Annotated in this window: 13 protein-coding genes, 5 tRNA genes and 1 pseudogene; 12 read left to right on the top strand and 7 right to left on the bottom strand. The window is 74.5% G+C overall.

All coding sequences use genetic code 11. From position 1 onward, the window contains the following. From cobT to LJ221_RS18965, 4 genes are all read left to right on the top strand, one after another. Window positions 1–2,640 (top strand): nicotinate-nucleotide--dimethylbenzimidazole phosphoribosyltransferase (gene cobT / locus LJ221_RS18980; RefSeq protein ID WP_241717931.1); only part of this gene is annotated, 2,640 nt, incomplete at its 5' end. A 185-nt stretch (window positions 2,641–2,825) separates the two neighbouring features. Next, a complete protein-coding gene (cobA, locus tag LJ221_RS18975; RefSeq protein ID WP_241717930.1) occupies window positions 2,826–4,058 on the top strand; it encodes a uroporphyrinogen-III C-methyltransferase in 1,233 nt (410 codons plus the stop codon). 47 nt (window positions 4,059–4,105) lie between these two features. Continuing rightward, window positions 4,106–4,942 (top strand): RNA methyltransferase, encoded by an 837-nt coding sequence (locus LJ221_RS18970; protein ID WP_241717929.1) that lies wholly within the window; start codon window positions 4,106–4,108, stop codon window positions 4,940–4,942. Between the two features lie 246 nt (window positions 4,943–5,188). Continuing rightward, the gene (locus LJ221_RS18965; protein ID WP_241717928.1) at window positions 5,189–5,401 is read left to right on the top strand and encodes a hypothetical protein; all 213 of its coding nucleotides are present in this window, start codon (window positions 5,189–5,191) and stop codon (window positions 5,399–5,401) included. Window positions 5,402–5,419: 18 nt separating this feature from the next. On the opposite strand, the gene LJ221_RS18960 is transcribed toward LJ221_RS18965, so the two are convergent. Next, a complete protein-coding gene (locus LJ221_RS18960) occupies window positions 5,420–6,772 on the bottom strand; it encodes a serine/threonine-protein kinase (protein ID WP_241717927.1) in 1,353 nt (450 codons plus the stop codon). A gap of 244 nt (window positions 6,773–7,016) precedes the next feature. Here LJ221_RS18960 and LJ221_RS18955 point away from each other — a divergent pair, with 244 nt between their 5' ends. From LJ221_RS18955 to LJ221_RS18945, 3 genes and pseudogenes are all read left to right on the top strand, one after another. Further along, window positions 7,017–7,259 (top strand): hypothetical protein, encoded by a 243-nt coding sequence (locus LJ221_RS18955; protein ID WP_241717926.1) that lies wholly within the window; start codon window positions 7,017–7,019, stop codon window positions 7,257–7,259. A gap of 248 nt (window positions 7,260–7,507) precedes the next feature. Next, window positions 7,508–7,717, top strand: coding sequence for a hypothetical protein (locus LJ221_RS18950; RefSeq protein WP_241717925.1), 210 nt, complete (start codon window positions 7,508–7,510; stop codon window positions 7,715–7,717). 203 nt (window positions 7,718–7,920) lie between these two features. Then, window positions 7,921–8,149, top strand: a pseudogene (locus LJ221_RS18945) (zf-TFIIB domain-containing protein); the annotation flags it as partial. Window positions 8,150–8,230: 81 nt separating this feature from the next. On the opposite strand, the gene LJ221_RS18940 reads toward LJ221_RS18945, so the two are convergent. The 5 genes from LJ221_RS18940 to LJ221_RS18920 all read right to left on the bottom strand — a co-directional run bounded on the left by LJ221_RS18940 (window position 8,231) and on the right by LJ221_RS18920 (window position 8,663). Beyond that, window positions 8,231–8,302, bottom strand: a tRNA-Val gene (locus LJ221_RS18940). Window positions 8,303–8,320: 18 nt separating this feature from the next. Next, window positions 8,321–8,392 (bottom strand) — tRNA-Val (locus LJ221_RS18935). Between the two features lie 27 nt (window positions 8,393–8,419). Further along, window positions 8,420–8,491: transfer RNA gene (locus LJ221_RS18930), tRNA-Val, on the bottom strand. Between the two features lies 1 nt (window position 8,492). After that, window positions 8,493–8,563 (bottom strand) — tRNA-Cys (locus LJ221_RS18925). A gap of 27 nt (window positions 8,564–8,590) precedes the next feature. Further along, window positions 8,591–8,663: transfer RNA gene (locus LJ221_RS18920), tRNA-Gly, on the bottom strand. 135 nt (window positions 8,664–8,798) lie between these two features. Between LJ221_RS18920 and LJ221_RS18915 the strand changes: the two genes are divergently transcribed. The 4 genes from LJ221_RS18915 (at window position 8,799) to LJ221_RS18900 (ending at window position 13,204) form a co-directional block, all read left to right on the top strand. Next, entirely contained in the window at window positions 8,799–9,914 is a 1,116-nt protein-coding gene (locus LJ221_RS18915; protein ID WP_241717924.1) for a chorismate-binding protein, read from the top strand. Next, window positions 9,911–10,735 carry an aminotransferase class IV gene (locus LJ221_RS18910; protein WP_241717923.1) on the top strand — a complete coding sequence of 275 codons (825 nt, stop codon included), beginning with the start codon at window positions 9,911–9,913 and terminating at the stop codon, window positions 10,733–10,735. The genes LJ221_RS18915 and LJ221_RS18910 overlap by 4 nt, the downstream gene beginning before the upstream one ends. A gap of 79 nt (window positions 10,736–10,814) precedes the next feature. Beyond that, complete coding sequence (locus tag LJ221_RS18905; RefSeq protein WP_241717922.1) at window positions 10,815–11,696, top strand: GNAT family N-acetyltransferase; 882 nt, start codon at window positions 10,815–10,817, stop codon at window positions 11,694–11,696. Window positions 11,697–12,094: 398 nt separating this feature from the next. Continuing rightward, window positions 12,095–13,204: an SDR family oxidoreductase gene (locus LJ221_RS18900; protein WP_241717921.1), complete on the top strand. Its 1,110-nt coding sequence runs from the start codon at window positions 12,095–12,097 to the stop codon at window positions 13,202–13,204. A gap of 254 nt (window positions 13,205–13,458) precedes the next feature. Here LJ221_RS18900 and LJ221_RS18895 read toward each other — a convergent pair whose 3' ends face one another. Beyond that, window positions 13,459–13,992, bottom strand: coding sequence for a DsbA family protein (locus tag LJ221_RS18895; protein WP_241717920.1), 534 nt, complete (start codon window positions 13,990–13,992; stop codon window positions 13,459–13,461). A gap of 141 nt (window positions 13,993–14,133) precedes the next feature. Between LJ221_RS18895 and LJ221_RS18890 the strand changes: the two genes are divergently transcribed. After that, the coding region (locus tag LJ221_RS18890; protein WP_241717919.1) for a hypothetical protein at window positions 14,134–14,454 on the top strand (321 nt) is incomplete at its 3' end.

The following is a 14,454-nucleotide window of genomic DNA, read 5'->3' as shown; positions in this document are numbered from 1 at the left end:
GTGCGGCCGGCGGCCGGATGGCCGTCCGAGCCGCTGCCCGGCCCGGACCTCGCCGCGATGCCCCCCGCCGCTGGTAACGTCGAGGCGCCCGCCGGTCCGGTCCCCGCCGAACCCGTGGCCCAGGCTCCCGCTCCGGAGCCGGAGCCCGCGGCGGAACCGGTGGAGGAGGCGCCCGTACCGGCCCCCGAGCCCGAACCGGAGCCCGCGTCCGGGACGGCCGAGGCTCCGGCCGCCGAGCCGGAGCCCGGACCCGAGCCGGCCGCGGCCGATCCCGGAGCGCGGACCGCCCATGAGGCACAGGCCGTGGAACCGGAACAGCCCCGGTCCGCCGCCGGGCAGGTGCACGGCCCCGGAGCACCGGAGGTCACGGAGAACGCGGAGAACACGGCGGAAGCTCCGCAGGGCCCGGAAGGCGCTGGGAACCCCGTCGCGGCGGAGGCCGAAACCGAGACGGAGACCGGGGCCGGATCAGAGGCTGGGACGACCTCCGCCGAACCCACCCCGATGGAACCCGCTCCCGGGGTTGCGGACGGCCCCGCGTCGCCCCGGGCGCAGTCCGAGCCAGTGCCCGCCGGTCCGGTCCCCGCCGAACCCGTGGCCCAGGCTCCCGCTCCGGAGCCGGAGCCCGCGGCGGAACCGGTGGAGGAGGCGCCCGCGCCGGCCCCCGAGCAGCAGCTCGCCGTGGCGGCGGTGCCGGGCGCCGGACCGCAGGTGATGGAGGCCGTGGCGGTCACCGACGGGACGCCCGAGCAGGGCCACGGGCAGGCCGGCGGGGACGCCGCCGGCCAGCCGTCCGCCGACGTCGAGGCGGCCGTACCCGCCGCCGGGCAGGCGCACGGGCCCGAGACGCCAAAGCCGGCCGGCGCCGGCCCGGACGACGCCGGTGCCGCGCCCGCCCCGCCCCCCGCGGCTCCGGGGTACGACGAGGCCGAACGCGAGACGCTGCACCGCCTCATGCGCGAACGGCGCGACATCCGCAACGGTTTCCGCTCCGACCCGATCCCCGACGACGTGCTGCTGCGTGTCCTGGAGGCGGCCCACACCGCCCCCAGCGTCGGCCACTCACAGCCGTGGGACTTCGTCCTCATCCGCTCCGAGGAGACCCGCGGGACGATGCACGAGCTGGCCATGCGCCAGCGCGACGCGTACGCCCGGTCGCTGCCCCGGGCCCGTGCCAAGCAGTTCAAGGAACTGAAGGTCGAGGCGATCCTCGACACTCCGGTCAACATCGTCGTCACCGCCGACCCCACCCGCGGCGGCCGCCACACCCTCGGCCGCCACACCCAGCCGAAGATGGCGCCCTACTCCTCGGCCCTGGCGGTGGAGAACCTCTGGCTCGCGGCCCGGGCGGAGGGCCTGGGCGTGGGCTGGGTCAGCTTCTTCGACGAGCGCGAGATGGTCCGGGTCCTCGGCCTGCCCGAGCATCTGGAGGTCGTCGCCTACCTGTGCATCGGGTACGTGGACACCTTCCCGGACGAGCCCGAGCTGGTGCAGGCTGGCTGGTCCAAGCGCCGCCCGCTGTCCTGGGTCGTCCACGAGGAGTCATACGGCCGCCGGGTCCTGCCCGGGGCCGAGGAACCGCACGACCTGCTCACCGAGACCCTGGCGGGCATCCGCCCGCTGGACGCCAAGGCGCTCGGCGAGGCGTGGGAGCGCCAGAAGCGGATGACCAAGCCCGCCGGTGCGCTCGGGATGCTGGAGATCATCTCCGCGCAGCTGAGCGGGCTGGCCCGGCAGTGTCCCCCGCCGGTCCCCGAGCCCGCGGCGGTCGCCGTCTTCGCCGGGGACCATGGGGTACACGCCCAAGGTGTCACCGCCTGGCCGCGGGAGGTCACGGCGCAGATGGTCGCCAACTTCCTGGCCGGAGGCGCGGTCTGCAACGCCTTCGCGGGCCAGGTGGGCGCCGAGGTCTGCGTGGTGGACGTGGGCGTGGCAGCCGACCTGCCGTCCGCGCCTGGTCTGCTGCCGCGCAAGGTGCGACCCGGCACGGCGGACTTCACCACCGGACCGGCGCTCACCCGTGAGGAGGTGCTGCGCGCGGTCGAGGTGGGCATCGAGACCGCCCGCGATCTGGTGGCGGCGGGTAACAAGGCGCTGCTGACCGGTGAGATGGGTATCGCCAACACCACCGTGTCCGCCGCGCTGATCTCGGTCCTCACCGGCGCCGACCCGGCCGAGGTCACCGGACGCGGCACCGGCGTCAGCGACGAGATGCACGCCCGCAAGGTCGAGGTGGTGCGCCGCGCCCTGGAGCTGCACCGGCCCGACGCCTCCGACCCCCTCGGCGTCCTGGCGGCGGTCGGCGGGCTGGAGCACGCCGCGCTGACCGGGCTGATCCTCGGCGGCGCCTCGCTGCGCACCCCCGTCGTCCTCGACGGGGTGAGCGCGGGAGCGGCGGCCCTGGTGGCGCGGGCCATCGCGCCCGAGGCGCTGGCGGCCTGCATCGCGGGCCACCGCAGCGCGGAGCCGGGCCATGTCGCCGCGCTGACCAAGCTGGGCCTGCGTCCCCTGATCGACCTCGACCTGAGGCTCGGCGAGGGGACGGGAGCCCTACTGGCTCTGCCGGTGGTGCAGAGCGCGGCCCGGGCCATGCACGAGGTCGCCACCTTCGACTCGGCGGGTGTCACCGAGAAGAACTGACGCGCTCCGCCGTCGCACCGTCCGCAGGCCGCCGGGAGGACCCAGGTCCTTCCGGTGACCTGGGGCACAGCGGGTCCGGGCCGCCGCGTCGTACGCTGCCCGCACCCGCTGCCCTCCGCAGTCAGTCCCGTTCCCGCCGCTCCACCGCCGCAGCGGCCCGCGATCCTCCGAGGAGCCGCACCGCCATGTCCGACCACTCCGCGCACCCCGCCTATCCCGTGGGCCTGCGTCTGACCGGGCGCCGTGTGGTCGTCCTCGGCGGCGGGACCGTCGCCCAGCGGCGGCTGCCCGCGCTGCTGGCCGCGGGCGCCGATGTCCTGGTGATCGCGCCCTCGGCCACTCCGTCGGTGGAGGCCATGGCCGAGGCGGGCGAACTGCGCTGGGAGCGCCGCGCCTACCGCCCGGGCGACCTGGACGGCGCCTGGTACGCGGTCGTCGCCACCGACGACGCCGACGCCAACGCGGCTGCCTCCGCCGAGGCCGAGGAGCGCCGGGTGTGGTGCGTCCGCAGCGACGACGCCGAGGCCGCCACGGCCTGGACTCCGGCCACCGGACGCAGCGAGGGCGTCACCGTCGCCGTCCTGACCGGACGCGATCCGCGCCGCTCGGCCGCCGTGCGCGACGCCGTGGTCGAGGGCCTGCGCGACGGTACCCTGACCGCCCCCCGGCACCGCGCCCGCAGAGCCGGGGTCGCCCTGGTCGGCGGAGGCCCGGGCGACCCGGACCTGATCACCGTGCGCGGTCGCCGGCTGCTGGCCGAGGCCGACGTGGTGATCGCCGACCGGCTCGGCCCACGCGACCTGCTGGACGAACTGCCGCCGCACGTCGAGGTGATCGACGCGGCGAAGATCCCCTACGGCCGGGCGATGGCCCAGGAGGCCATCAACGCGGCCCTCGTGGAGCACGCCGGGGCCGGCAGGTTCGTCGTACGCCTCAAGGGCGGCGACCCCTATGTCTTCGGTCGCGGCATGGAGGAGGCGCAGGCGCTCGCCGAGGCCGGGATCCCGGTCACCGTGGTGCCCGGCATCTCCAGCTCCGTCAGCGTGCCCGGTGCCGCGGGCATCCCGGTCACGCACCGCGGGGTGGCCCACGAGTTCACCGTCGTCAGCGGCCATGTCGCCCCCGGCGACCCGCGTTCGCTGGTGGACTGGGAGGCTCTGGCGAAGCTGCGCGGCACCCTGGTGATGCTGATGGCGGTGGAGCGCATCGGTGCCATCGCCGAGGCCCTCGTGGAGCACGGACGGGCCCCGGACACGCCCGTCGCCGTGGTCCAGGAGGGCACCATGGCCGGCCAGCGCCGGGTGGACGCCACTCTGGCGACCGCGGCACGCGCGGTGGAGGAGGAGGGCATACGTCCGCCCGCGGTGATCGTCGTCGGCGAGGTGGTCGGCGTGAACCGGGCCGGGACCGGCCGATGACGGCGCCGGAGACCGGGCGGACCGGGGCGCAGGGCGGGGAGCCCGCCGTGACGGAAGACGGGAGCGGGGCGGCCCGGGGTCCGGTCCCCGTCGGGAATCCCGCCGATCCGCGCCTGGGTGACTACACCAATCTGACCGACGTCCGCCTGCGGAGTGTGCGCGAACCGGCGGAGGGTCTGTTCATCGCCGAAGGGGAGAAGGTCATCCGGCGCGCCCTCGCGGCCGGCTACGAGATGCGGTCGATGCTGCTGACGCCCAAGTGGGCCGAGGCGATGCGCGACGTGGTCGCCGCGGCCCGGGCGCCCGTCTACAGCGTCGGCCCGGAGGTGGCCGAGCGGGTGACGGGCTACCACGTGCACCGCGGGGCCCTGGCCTCGATGCGCCGCAAGCCCCTCCCGCGTCCCGCGGACCTGCTGGCGGACGCGCGCCGGGTGGCGGTGCTGGAGGCCGTGAACGACCACACCAACGTGGGCGCCCTGTTCCGCAGCGCCGCGGCGCTGGGTATGGACGCGGTGCTGCTCTCCCCGGACTGCGCAGACCCCCTCTACCGGCGCTCGGTCAAGGTCTCCATGGGCGCGGCCCTCCAGGTGCCGTGGACCAGACTGGAATCCTGGCCCGAGGACGTGGAGGTGCTGCGCGGGGCGGGGTACGTCACAGCGGCGCTCGCCCTGGACGGGGATGCGGTCGACCTCGGCGAGTTCGCGGCCCGGCGGCACCCCAGGCTCGCCCTGATCCTCGGTTCCGAGGGAGACGGACTGCGTCCGTCCACGGTCGTGGCCACCGATGTGACCGTGCGGATCCCCATGAGCGCGGGCGTCGACTCCCTCAACGTCGCCGCGGCCGGGGCCGTGGCCTTCTACGCGACCGGCCCCGCTGTGGGATAAATCCGTCCAGGTGTCCCTTGCCCGCCAAAGCGGGCATCCAGTGACACTGGGTGATAAAGTGAACGCGCCAGTACTCGGTCGGCGCGGCCGGCGGCGGGTCGACCGCCGCCTCGGCCCGCTCACGTCGATGAAACGCAGGTCTGCACTGGGGGTGCGGACCTCGACTTTACCCCGTCCAGAGGGCGGTCGGGCTGAAGCTGTCCGAGCCCGCTCCGGCCGTCCTTCCGAAGGGAAGGAAGACGACCGATGAGCACCCAGCCCGTATCGCACCCCCCGATGGTCAGAGCCCTGTGGGTCCTGGTCGCCGTCCTGTTCTCCGTCCTCGTCGCCCTGGTCGCGGGCATCCTCTCCGGCGCAGCGGGCAGTTCCTTCCCCGAGGCCGTGCTGCACGCGGGCGGCGCCTTCGCCGCGACCCTCCCGCTGTGCCTGACCGTCCTGTCCGCGCTCGGCGCGCTGTAAGCGCCGAAGTGGGGGGCGTCAACGAGCCGGGCGCCCCACCGCGCCGACGGGGTCCGCCGTGCCGGCCCCGGTTCCGGCCGCCTCCGCGGCGCCGGCCGGAACCGAGGAGTGCCCCAGCCCCCGGGCCGGCCCCTCACAGCCCTGTGCCGCGGCGATGCCGAGAGCGACCAGCAGCGTCACCGTCACGAACACGACCAGGCGCTGGCGCAGCAGGCGGGGATTCGCCGGCCGTCGCGGCCCCGGCCGGGTGCCGCCCGAAGTGCGTACCGGACGCCGGGCCGAGGAGTCCCCCGCCGTGCCGCCCGCCCGCACCCCGGCTGACGGCCGGGCGGTGTTCCGGGACGGTGTGCGCGGCACCGGGCCCCGGGGTGCGCCCGATCCGTTCCGGCCGTCCCGGCCCGCGCGGCCGGGAGTTCTACGGGAGTCGCGACCGCCCCGGGGGCGGTCGCCGTCGTGCCGGGTCCGCTGCCGCAGATACTGCTCGGCCCGCTTCCCGGCCGGCCGCGCCGGGTGCAGGGCCGCCCCCGTGGCGGCGCCCTCCGGAAGCCCGCGCGCCTCCCGGGCGGCGATCTCCCGCAGCCGCAGCGACAGCTGCAGTGTGCTCGGCCGGTCCTCCGGGTCCTTGGCCAGGCACGCCCTCACCAGCGGCGCCAACGCGGCGTGCACACCGTGCAGATGGGGTTCCTCGTGCACCACCCGGTACAGCATCACCTCCGAACTGCCCTGTCCGAAGGGAGAGTCCGCGGTCGCCGCGTACGCCAGCGTCGCGCCCAGCGAGAACACGTCCGTCGCCGGGGCCACCGCCGCGCCCCGCACCTGCTCGGGCGCCAGGAAGCCTGGGGAACCCACCGCCGTGCCGACGTGTGTGAGGGTGCTGGCGCCAGTCGCCCAGGCGATACCGAAGTCGATGATGCGAGGACCCTTGGGCGACAGCAGGATGTTCGACGGCTTCAGGTCCCGGTGCACCACGCCGGCCTCGTGCACCGCCACCAGCCCCTCGGCCAGCGCCGCGCCGATCGAGGCGACCTGGGCGGCGGGCAGCGGGCCCTCCTCGTTCACCTTGTCGTGCAGCGACGGCCCCGGCACGTACTGCGTGGCGAACCAGGGGCGGTCCGCCTCCAGGTCAGCCGCCACCAGCCGCGCCGTGCACCCGCCGCGGATCCGGCGGGCCGCCGACACCTCGCGTGCGAAGCGCGAGCGGAACTCGGGGTCCTCCGCGAGATCCGGCCGGATCACCTTCAGCGCCACCCGCTGCCCGCGCCGGTCGGAGCCGAGGTACACCACACCCATGCCGCCCGCGCCCAGCCGCCGGTGGAGCCTGAACGAGCCGACGACTCGCGGGTCCTCGCGCCGGAGCCGCATCATCGCCATGTCCTTCCCCTGCCTCCGGCCGGGAGCCCGTCCCGCCCCGGTGGGCGGCCCCGCACTGCCCGGTCCTCTGACGTGCCACAGCTTACGGACTGCGGCCCCCGCGCGCCGACAGGCCGCGCATGCGGACCATGCCGGTTGTCAGTGCCCGGTGGGAGAATGAAGCAGTGGGCGCGCGGTAGTCAGGGGTGGGGAAAACCCTGCTCAGGAGGCGTCCGACCGGCCTTCCCGGAAGGGGGATCGCACGATGAAGGGCGACTGGGTGGAGATCGTGGTGGACGCGGGGGACACCACCCGTACCTATGAGATGGCGGCCACGCGTGCGGGCCGGCGCGTGGAGACGCAGGTGCGCAGGGGAGTGGTGGAGGTGAGCGAGATCACCCGCAGTGGCACGGTGGTGCGCACCGCGCGCTTCATGGCCAACCGGGTGCTGGCTCTGGTCGAACACCCGGTGCCGAGGGAGGACACCGCGCAGGATCCGACGCGCTGAGCGGCCGCGCGGCTCGTCCCGTCCCTTACGGTCCTCTCCGGGAGGGTCCCGGGCCCGGGGGGGAACCTCTCCACCCTGGGGAGTACCCGGGGCGGGCCGGAGTCATCCTGCGGGAGGCCACCGTTCGGTACGCGGGCATGACGCCGAACGACCCCCTCCGCTCCTACTGTTGTCCTCAAGCGGCGGGTGCAGCACTCGTCCCCCGAGGTCAGACACTCGCCGCCCCAAACCACGACAGGAGTGGAACCATGGCGCACACAGCGGAGCGCCCGGCAGCCCGGACACGGGGACGCCCGGCGGAGTTCGCCGCCCTCGGCACCCGGCCGGGCGGCCGCCGCCACCCGATGGTGGCCGCCGTCATGGTCCTTCCGCTGGCCGTTCTGCTGGCCGTCGTCTTCGGCGGTGCGGAAGCGGTGATCACTCAGGCGTCGTCCGTGGCCGGACTGCTGGGGCTCTGACACAGGGCCCCGGGCTCGGGAGAGCGGCCCGAGCCGGGACATCCGGTCACCCAACCCCGTGGGGACGGGGGTACGGCGGACGGCGCGTGGGGCCCGGGCAGTTGGGGAACTGCCCGGGCATCGCGCCGTACGGGGCCGTACGATCCGCCGGACGGCCCGCGCAGGCGAGTCCGGAACGGACGGGGACCCCGTGGCGCGCGCACATGCGGACCTACAACCGCAGCGGAGTCCAGATCAAGCAGTGCGGCGGCTGCCGGGGGTCTTCCTCGATTACGGGGAGCTGGAGGCGCTCACCCGCCTCGAGTCGCAGTGGTCGCGGCCTGGCTCGCCCTGCCGGGACCGGCCGCCCAGCCCTGCCCGGCGGCTCCTCCCGCCTGGGGAGCCCCGCACCACGGCCACCACAAGAGCTTCAGCAGGATGCTGTTCTCCTCCCGACCGCACTCCGGCCGTGACCGCGAGGCGGCCCGGAGCGTGACGAAGGGCCGGAGCACCAGACTCCGGCCCTTCGTGGTGTGGACGATACTGGGATTGAACCAGTGACCTCTTCCGTGTCAGGGAAGCGCTCTCCCGCTGAGCTAATCGTCCGAGGTGCGGTGTGCCACGTGCGCGATACTGGGATTGAACCAGTGACCTCTTCCGTGTCAGGGAAGCGCTCTCCCGCTGAGCTAATCGCGCGGAACAAAGGCCCCGAAGGGCCTTCGGTGGACGATACTGGGATTGAACCAGTGACCTCTTCCGTGTCAGGGAAGCGCTCTCCCGCTGAGCTAATCGTCCGAGGTGGAGACGGGATTTGAACCCGTGTAGACGGCTTTGCAGGCCGTTGCCTCGCCTCTCGGCCACTCCACCAGCACGGGGACCGCAGGGACCCCATCGAGCGGACGACGAGACTCGAACTCGCGACATCCACCTTGGCAAGGTGGTGCTCTACCAACTGAGCTACGTCCGCAGCGCATCCCCCGGGGCGGTGCTCGGGAGCTGCCGTCGCCGCCCGCTGCCGCGTTCGGTGACGACATGAACTCTAGCGGATTCCCGGGCCAGCTCAAATTCCGTTTCCCCAGCGTGCCCGCCATAGACTCGCCGCGTGCACGATCCGGCCCCTCTCGCCCGCTTCGGCGGCCTTGTCGCCACCAACCTGCGCGATGTCACCAGCGACCCCGCCGCCCTGGACTCCGCCGGCTGGTGGGCGGTGGTCGCCGACTTCGAGGGGCGCCTGGTCTGCGCCCGCTTCGGCGATGTGCGGCCCGCCCCCGTACCCCGCCCCCGGCCGGGCCGCTGGCGCGGACCGGCCGGGGGTGCCTGGACGTCCTCCCTGGACCGCGCCGCCTACACGGCGGGTGTGCGGCGCATACGCGAGCACATAGCCGTGGGCGAGGTCTACCAGGCCAACCTCTGCCGTGTGCTCACCGCGCCGCTGCCCGACCCGGCCGCCGCCGACCCCGACGAGCTGACCGCGCTCCTGGCACGCGGCAACCCCGCTCCCCATGCCGGAACCGTCCGCCTCCCCGCCCACGGGGTCGAGGTCGCCACGGCCTCGCCCGAGCTGTACCTCGCCCGCCGCGGACGCATCGTGGAGTCCCGTCCCATCAAGGGCACCGGACGCACGGCCGCCGATCTGCTGGACAAGGACCACGCCGAGAACGTGATGATCGTGGATCTGGTCCGCAACGACCTCGGCCGCGTCAGCGCCACCGGCTCGGTCGCCGTCCCCGCCCTGTGCGCCGTCGAGTCGCACCCCGGACTCGTCCACCTGGTCTCCACCGTCCGCGGCGAACTGGCGCCCGGGGTCGGCTGGGCCGACCTGCTGGAGCACACCTTCCCGCCCGGATCGGTCACCGGTGCCCCCAAGTCCAGCGCCCTGCGCGTCATCCGCTCGCTGGAGACCGCTCCGCGCGGCCCGTACTGCGGCGGCATCGGCTGGGTGGACGCCGACCGCGGCGCCGGGGAACTGGCGGTGGGCATCCGTACCTTCTGGATCGACCGCGCCGCGCCCGGCGGCCCGGCGCTGCGCTTCGGCACCGGCGCCGGGATCACCTGGGGCTCGGACCCGGAGCGGGAATGGGAGGAGACCGGACTCAAGGCGGAGCGGCTGCTCGCGGTAGCGTCGGGGGAGTACGCGAAGACGCCTTCCGCCAACGGCGCGGTCCGGGCCACCGGCACGGCGGGCACGGCGGGCGGGACCGGAGGAACTGGGGCATGACGCTGATCTGGGTGGACGGAGAACTGCGGGACGCCGACGCCGCGCGGGTGTCCGTGCTCGACCACGGACTGACCGTCGGCGACGGGGTCTTCGAGACGGTCAAGACGGTCGGCGGGCGCCTCTTCGCCCTCACCCGTCACCTGGAGCGCCTGGCCGCCTCCGCCCGCGGCCTGGGCCTGCCCGAGCCGGACCGGGACGAGGTGCGCCGCGCCTGCACCGCCGTGGTGGAGGCCAATCCCGTGCCGCTGGGCCGGCTGCGGATCACCTACACCGGCGGGCTCTCCCCCCTCGGCTCCGACCGGGGCAACGCCGGGCCCACCCTGGTCGTCGCCCTCGGCGAGGCGAAGCCCCACCCCGACACCACCGCCGTCGTCACCGTCCCCTGGACCCGCAACGAGCGCGGTGCGCTGACCGGTCTGAAGACCACCTCGTACGCCGAGAACGTCGTCGCGCTGGCCCACGCCCACCGGCAGGGCGCCTCCGAGGCCCTGTTCGGCAACACCGTCGGGCGGCTGTGCGAGGGCACCGGCTCCAACGTCTTCGTCGTTCTCGACGGCGAGCCGCACACCCCGCCGCTCGCCTCCGGCTGCCTCGCCGGGATCACCCGCGCGCTGGTGGTCGAGTGGACGGGAGCGCGGGAGAGCGACCTGCCGCTGGACGTTCTGGAGCGGGCCGAGGAGGTCTTCCTCACCTCCACCCTGCGCGACGTCCAGGCCGTCCACCGGATCGACGGGCGTGAACTGCCCTCCGCGCCGGGACCGGTCACGGCCAAGGCGATGCGGATCTTCGCCGAGCGCTCGGCGGCCGACATCGATCCGTGAGGGGCGGCCGTGCCCCCGCGGCCCCGGATCTTCCCGCACCCGGTGACAACGGGGCGCCGAGGCGGGTAGAACCCAGGTGATGACCACCACCCTGCGCCCCACCGGACCCGAGCGGCACGCCGCGGACGGCGCCCGCTCCCGCTCGTACGACATCTGCGTCAACGGCCGTCCCGTCGGTCGCCTGCGGCTGGCCACGGACGAGTGCTTCGGCCCGTCGGCCGGCCGTGTCGAGGAACTCGCCGTCCACGGGCCCGACCGCCGCCGGGGCCGGGCCACCGTCGCCGCGCTCGCGGCCGAGGAGGTGCTGCGAGGCTGGGGCTGCCGCCGGATCGAGGCGAGTGTCCCGGCGGACGCGGGCCCCGCCCTGCGGCTGGCCGCGGCCCTGGGCTACACCGAGCGCAACCGGAACATGGCCAAGGAGCTGTCCGGACCGCCCGAGCCGCCCGCCGGCAGCACGGTGCGCCCCCTGACCGCGGACGAGTACCCGGCATGGCTGGAGAGCCGCCGGGAGGGCTACGCCCGCCTCTGGGCCGAGCGTGGCATGGACCCCGGGCGGGCCCGTCTCAAATCCGAGGCCGACCACGCCGAACTGCTGCCGGACGGACCGGAGACCGCGGGCACCGCCCTGCGCGTCCTCGTCCACGCGGGAGTGGATGTCGGCACGCTCTGGCTGGCGACGGCGCGTGCGCCGGGACCCGGTGCCTGGGTCTTCGACATCGAGGTGGCCCCGGCGCACCGCGGCCGGGGCCACGGCCGGACGCTGATGCTCACCGCCGAGCGCGAGTGCCTGGCGGCCGGGGTGCGCACACTCGGTCTGAACGTCTTCACGGACAACACCGCGGCCCTGCGGCTGTACGAGTCGCTCGGCCACCGGCCGACCGCCCACCACCTGCACAAGCCGCTGTTCCAGGACTTCGGGGGAGCACCGGGTCGGAAGCCGGAGGAAGCGGGGCGAACGTGATTCCGGCTCGACGGGGCGCCGGTTGTGCACGGCCGACGGGGGCATGCGCACCTCGGTGAGTCCGTCGCACGGCTGCCCGCCGGGCGAGAGGCACGCGGCGGACGGTTCGCCGAGGAGCCGTCGTCCGGCGGGCCGGAACGGTTCACCGGCCCGGAGGCCGGGACCCCGGAACCGGCGCGGGCCGGGTGCCGGCCGACTGTGAGGCAGGGGCGGGCGGTGCGCCGCGGGCGCTCGGCGCGTTCCTGGCCGGAGCCCGACGGCCCGCTCTCCGAAGCCGATTCCTCGTGGCGACCTCTGCCCCCGATCGGCAGTACCGTGTTGCCGGTTGTTGTGATCTTTTCAACTGAGCGGAAAAGATGGTCGTGCCCTGCCAGGGCACAGACGAGGAGGCGGTTCCGATGGAGCGACACCTGATCACCGGGGCGACCGGGCTCATAGGAGGGCTGCTGACCCTGGACCTGCTCGAGCACCATCCCGAGGCCGAGCTGGTGTGCCTGGTACGGCCACGCGGCGGCAGGCCCGCCCAGGAGCGCCTGGACGCCGCGCTCCGAGACGCGGCCAGGGTCTACCGGCGCGAGACAGTGCTCAAACAGGCCGGTCGGCGCTGCCGCGCCGTGGCCGGGGACCTGACTCTGCCGCTGTGCGGCACCAGTGGTGCGCGGATCGGCCCCATCTCCCAGATCTGGCATTCCGCCGCTTCCCTCGCCTTCGAGGACGAGGCCAAGGAGGCGATCATGCGGAGCAACGTGGATGGCACGCGCCACCTGGCAGCCCTGGCCCAGCGACTGGGGGCGGACGTGTTCAACCACATCAGTACCGCCTATGTGGTGGGCGACCGTGCCGGGCGGGTTCCCGCCGCGCCGGTGGACCTCCGGGTACGTCCCAACAACTGGTACGAGCACTCCAAGATCCTGGGCGAGCGGATCGTCTCCTCCAGCGGGTTCCCCACCCTGCGGATCCTGCGCCCCAGCGCGGTGATCGGCCACGGCACCACCTTAGGCGCCACCACCTTCAGCGGCCTGTACGGCATGGTCAAGACCCTGCTGGCGCTGCGGCTCCGCAACCGCCAGGACTTCACCGGCCCGCCCCTGCGGATCAGGGCGGACAAGGACGCACTGCTCAACCTCGTACCGGTCGACCTCGTCACACACGGCGCTGTCGCGCTCAGCTCCGCGGGTGCGCCGTCGGGGGTCTACCATCTGTCCAACGCCTCCCAGGCCGGCGTCGCCGACACCCTGTCGGTCATCGCCGAACGGGTCGGAATACCCGAACCGGCACTCGTCGCCGCTGCTGATGGGTTCACCCCCGCCGAGCGGCGACTGGACCAGTCATTCACCTTCTACCGGCCCTACCTGAGCGCCACCAGGCATTTCGAGCTGACCGAGACCCTCCGGCACGCCGCGGTCTCCATGGACGCCCCCCTCCCGCGCGAGCGGCTGGTCGATTTCGTCGACTGGTACCTGGGGACCCTCGGCCGGCGTCCCGCTGCGGCCGTCGGCACCGCCTGACTCCGTCCCTCGCCATTCCGGTGGCCCCGGAGGCGAACCGCCGCCCGGCGGAGGAGAGCGCCGCCACCCATGCCCCGCTCGCCGTCACACGAGCCGGCCTCGTCGTGCACCCGGCCGGGGAAGAGGGCGTTCCACGGGAGAGCACGCGAGCACGGCCGGCCGGTCTCGTCACCGGAGTCCTGAGCTCCGGTCCACCGCGAGACGTCCGCAAGCCGCCCGCGGTGGGCACCCCCGGCTTCCGGCCGACGCGGCACTCAACCGTTCCGCCCGGGCCTCTCCCCGTCCCCGGCCAGCAGCCGGTCGGCGATCTCCTCGATCCGCTCGCGCAGACCCTCCTGGCTCTTCCCGCCGTCCAGCCGCTCGCCGCCGATCACGTAGGTCGGGGTGCCGGTGACCCCGATCGCACGGCCCTCGGCCTGGTCGGCGTCGACGACCAGCAGGTGTCTGCCGTCGATCAGGGCGGTGTCCATCTCCTCGGCGTCCAGCCCCGTCTCCCGGGCCACCTCCAGCAGCAGCTCCTCGCCGCGCCCTCCCAGCTCCTCGGTACGGGCCAGGACCGCCTCGGCGTACTCGTCGCCCCGGCCCTGCGCGTACGCCTCCTCGGCGGCCTGGGCGGCGGCGTAGGAGTGGCGGTGCTTGTCCAGGGGGAAGTGGCGCAGCCGGATCTCCAGGGCGTCGCCGTACCGCTCGCGCAGCGCGCGCAGGTCGGTCATGGCCCGGTCGCAGTCGGTGCACTGCAGCTCGCACCAGACGTCCAGGACGGGGCGGGCGGGGCGGGTGTCGTTCATGCCGACAGTCTCCCAGCCCGGCTCCGGGAGGAGGACGGGAGGTGCGCAAGGGGGTCCCCGGGAGGAGAGGGCCCGGAACCCCCCCCGAGATCGCGGGGCGGAACGTGGCACATCCGGGGCGGGGAGCGGCACGATGGACACATGCTGACCATGACAGTCTGCGCGGCGCTCTCCGCGGTGGGACTGGCCGTCGCCTTCCTGACGGCCTACCGCCGCCGCTTCGCCGCGGCCACCCGTATGGCGGCCCTCTCCCTGGTACCGGTGGGACTGGCGATGTCCGGCCTGCTGGGAATGTTCGGCGGGATCGGGGGTGCGGTGGCGGCCTGGGCCTCGGACCTCGTGCTCAAGCCCGCGGTCTGGACCGGTTTCGGAGTGCTCGCCGCCGCCCTCGTCCTCCATGTGGTGGGCCGCGCCGCCGGGAGGCGTACGCGCGCCCGTGAGGGCGGCACCGGATCCGGGCGC

The organism is Streptomyces sp. CNQ085 (assembly GCF_022614595.1).
Taxonomy (GTDB): domain Bacteria; phylum Actinomycetota; class Actinomycetes; order Streptomycetales; family Streptomycetaceae; genus Streptomyces.
Note: the sequence above shows the minus strand (reverse complement) of the source record. Positions and strands in the feature narration are given on the sequence as shown.

Coding starts and splice junctions, on each gene's coding strand:
- cobA (WP_241717930.1), top strand. CDS start 2,826: ATGTCCGACCACTCCGCGCACCCCGCCTATCCCGTGGGCCTGCGTCTG.
- LJ221_RS18965 (WP_241717928.1), top strand. CDS start 5,189: ATGAGCACCCAGCCCGTATCGCACCCCCCGATGGTCAGAGCCCTGTGG.
- LJ221_RS18960 (WP_241717927.1), bottom strand. CDS start 6,772: ATGGCGATGATGCGGCTCCGGCGCGAGGACCCGCGAGTCGTCGGCTCG.
- LJ221_RS18955 (WP_241717926.1), top strand. CDS start 7,017: ATGAAGGGCGACTGGGTGGAGATCGTGGTGGACGCGGGGGACACCACC.
- LJ221_RS18950 (WP_241717925.1), top strand. CDS start 7,508: ATGGCGCACACAGCGGAGCGCCCGGCAGCCCGGACACGGGGACGCCCG.
- LJ221_RS18910 (WP_241717923.1), top strand. CDS start 9,911: ATGACGCTGATCTGGGTGGACGGAGAACTGCGGGACGCCGACGCCGCG.
- LJ221_RS18905 (WP_241717922.1), top strand. CDS start 10,815: ATGACCACCACCCTGCGCCCCACCGGACCCGAGCGGCACGCCGCGGAC.
- LJ221_RS18900 (WP_241717921.1), top strand. CDS start 12,095: ATGGAGCGACACCTGATCACCGGGGCGACCGGGCTCATAGGAGGGCTG.
- LJ221_RS18895 (WP_241717920.1), bottom strand. CDS start 13,992: ATGAACGACACCCGCCCCGCCCGCCCCGTCCTGGACGTCTGGTGCGAG.